Genomic DNA, 2,653 nt, shown 5'->3' with positions numbered 1-2,653 from the left:
GTCCCCATCCGGCGCACGGGGTCTGGAGTGGGGACACGCCGCAAGGGCATGTCCCCGGCCGTAGCCTTAAGCCTGCCCCACGGTCTCGAACATGCAGGCGGCCATGGCCTCGTCCGGGGTCTTGGCGCCGTGCAGCAGGAAGTCGAAGGCGGGGTAGAAGCGGTCGGCGGCCTCCACGGCGGCGTCGATCATCGAGGCAGCCTGGGCCATGGTCGGGCGCTCGCCGGCCGGCAGGGCCAGGGCGTGGCGGAACACGACCTCGCCGTCGTCGGTCCAGACCTCGAAATGGCCCAGCCAGACGCGTTGGTTGATCATCGACAGCAGTTCGTAGGCGCTGGGACGCTTGGTCTTGGCGGCGCGCAGGTCCAGCGACAGGCACAGCTGCAGGCAGTCGGCCTCGGGCCGCCAGGCGAACCACAGCTCGTAGTCCTTCCAGTCGCCGGTCAGGGCGAAGGCCAGGTCGCCGTCTTCGGTGCGGTCGAACGTCAGGTTCTCGGCCGCGAGCACGTGCTCGACGACCTCGAGGGGATCCATCGCCAGCAGGACGTCGTCTTCTTCGGGTTGGGTGTCCATAAGAACCTTCGGCCCCCGGGGAGAGACGGGTCGTGGGACCCGACCAAATCACCCACTTCAGGGACTCTAATCTGCTTCGTGGGCGGCGTCACAACCGCCTTCACGTTAAACGGGAACGAAACTCGCCTATTCGGCCGCGTTGCCGCTCTTCTTGGCGGGCGCCTTCTTGACCTTCAGCTCGGCGACTTCCGCGCGCAGAGCGGCCACCTCGGCCTTGAGGGCTTCGAAATCGTCACGCCGGATCAGGTCGAACTCGGCGGCCAGACGGTCGGCCTGGGCCCGCATCGCGGTCTTGGCTTCCTCGCCGGCGGTCTGGGCGATGCCCATGGCGGCCTGGGTCAGCTTGGCGAATTCGTCGAGGAACGGGTTTTGGCTGTGCATTGAGATTCCAGAGGCGCGGCGCGGTTGGTCGCGGGTCTTATATGGGAAACGAGGGATGAAAGCGAAGGAGGAACGCGGTAGAGGTGCGACCATCTGTCCGTCCGGAGCGCTCGCGGCGTGATCTTCCCCGACATCGATCCCATCGTTCACATCGGCCCCTGGGCGCTGCAATGGGGGCCGCTGGCCCTGCGCTGGTACGCCCTGGCCTATGTCGCCGGCATCCTGCTGGGCTGGCAGTACGCGATCCGGCTGGTCCGCGACGCCAAGCTGTGGGGCGGCTACAAGCCGACCGCCACGTCGCTGCAGATCGACGACCTGGTGCTGTGGATCACCCTGGGCATCATCCTGGGCGGCCGGATCGGCTACGTGCTGTTCTACATGATGATGAACGCCGACCAGCGGGCCGGCCTGGCCGAGCACCCGTTCGACGTGTTCAAGATCTGGGAAGGCGGCATGTCCTTCCACGGCGGCTTCCTGGGCGTCTGCGCGGCGATCGCGCTGTTCGCCCGCCAGCAGAAGATCGACATGCTGAAGCTGGGCGACCTGATCGCGCCCGTCGCGCCGATCGGCCTCTTCTTCGGCCGCTGCGCCAATTTCATCAACGGCGAGCTGTGGGGCCGGGTCACCGATCACCCGTTCGGCATGGTGTTCTGCAACGACACGATCCGGGCCGCCAATCGCGGCGGGGTTTGCCCCGCCGGCGAGCTGCCGCGCCATCCCAGCCAGCTGTACGAGGCGGCGCTTGAGGGCGTGGTGCTGTTCGTGATCCTCAACGTCGCGGCCCACAAGTTGAAGTGGCTGCAACGCCGGGGCGCGCTCGTGGCGACCTTCCTGATCTGCTACGGCCTGTTCCGCGCCCTGCTCGAGAACGTGCGCAATCCCGATCACGGCATGCCCGACTTCCCTCTGGGCCTGACCATGGGGATGATCCTGTCGATCCCGATGCTGCTGGTCGGCGGCTGGCTGCTTTGGCGGGCCCTGCGCGAACCGGCTCCCGCTCCGCTCGCGGAAGACCATGAGCCTGCTTGACCGCCTGAAGGCGCAGATCGTCCAGGACGGCCCGATCAGCGTCGCCGAGTACTTCACCCGCTGCCTGCACGACCCGCGCGACGGCTACTACGCGACCCGCCCGGCGCTTGAAGGGATGAGGGGGGGCGAAAGCGGCGACTTCCTCACGGCGCCCGGCGTCAGCCAGATGTTCGGCGAGCTGATCGGCCTGTGGATCCTGGAGACCTGGACCCGCATGGGCCGGCCTTCTCCGGTGCGGATCGTGGAGATAGGGCCCGGCGACGGGACGCTGATGTCCGACATCCTGCGCGCGGCGAGGCTGCTGCCGGAATTCCTCGAGGCGGCCGACCTCTGGCTGGTCGAGGTGTCGCCGCCGCTGCGCGCGGCCCAGGCCGCGAAGCTGGCGCCCCGGACGCCGAACTGGACCGATCGCCTGGAGGCCGTCCCGGCCGGCGCGCCGCTGATCCTGGTCGCCAACGAGGTGCTGGACTGCCTGCCGGCGCATCAGTTCGTGCGAACCGAGGGCGGYTGGGCGGAACGGATGGTGGGACTGGATGGCAAGGGCGAGCTGGCGTTCGGGCTACGCGCATTATCCCCCCTTCCCCTCGATGGGGGAGGGGCCGGGGGTGGGGGTGTTTACGGCGTTGGACGACACATCGGCCTCAGCGGAAGCGGAACCGCCTTCACCCCC

The 2,653-nt window shown here is 68.2% G+C and carries 4 protein-coding genes; 2 read left to right on the top strand and 2 right to left on the bottom strand.

Annotated features, from left to right (window positions below; all coding sequences use genetic code 11):
• Nucleotides 1-66: 66 nt before the first annotated feature.
• Together AC1DZ6_RS23180 and AC1DZ6_RS23175 are read right to left on the bottom strand one after the other, a co-directional pair.
• Nucleotides 67-573, bottom strand: a complete 507-nt coding sequence (locus tag AC1DZ6_RS23180) for a type III secretion system chaperone family protein (RefSeq protein WP_056459958.1) — start codon at nt 571-573, stop codon at nt 67-69.
• A gap of 126 nt (nt 574-699) precedes the next feature.
• A complete protein-coding gene (locus AC1DZ6_RS23175; protein ID WP_477099466.1) occupies nt 700-954 on the bottom strand; it encodes an accessory factor UbiK family protein in 255 nt (84 codons plus the stop codon).
• Nucleotides 955-1,071: 117 nt separating this feature from the next.
• Here AC1DZ6_RS23175 and lgt point away from each other — a divergent pair, with 117 nt between their 5' ends.
• Both lgt and AC1DZ6_RS23165 read left to right on the top strand, forming a co-directional pair.
• Nucleotides 1,072-1,983 (top strand): prolipoprotein diacylglyceryl transferase, encoded by a 912-nt coding sequence (lgt, locus tag AC1DZ6_RS23170; RefSeq protein WP_477099465.1) that lies wholly within the window; start codon nt 1,072-1,074, stop codon nt 1,981-1,983.
• Nucleotides 1,970-2,653, top strand: a 684-nt coding sequence (locus tag AC1DZ6_RS23165; protein ID WP_477099464.1) for an SAM-dependent methyltransferase, incomplete at its 3' end; no start/stop codon positions are given. The genes lgt and AC1DZ6_RS23165, both read left to right, overlap by 14 nt.

The organism is Caulobacter sp. P1_B12_2, from assembly GCF_056406675.1.
This window is presented reverse-complemented; position numbering and strand designations above follow the sequence as displayed.

Coding starts and splice junctions, on each gene's coding strand:
- AC1DZ6_RS23180 (WP_056459958.1), bottom strand. CDS start 573: ATGGACACCCAACCCGAAGAAGACGACGTCCTGCTGGCGATGGATCCC.
- AC1DZ6_RS23175 (WP_477099466.1), bottom strand. CDS start 954: ATGCACAGCCAAAACCCGTTCCTCGACGAATTCGCCAAGCTGACCCAG.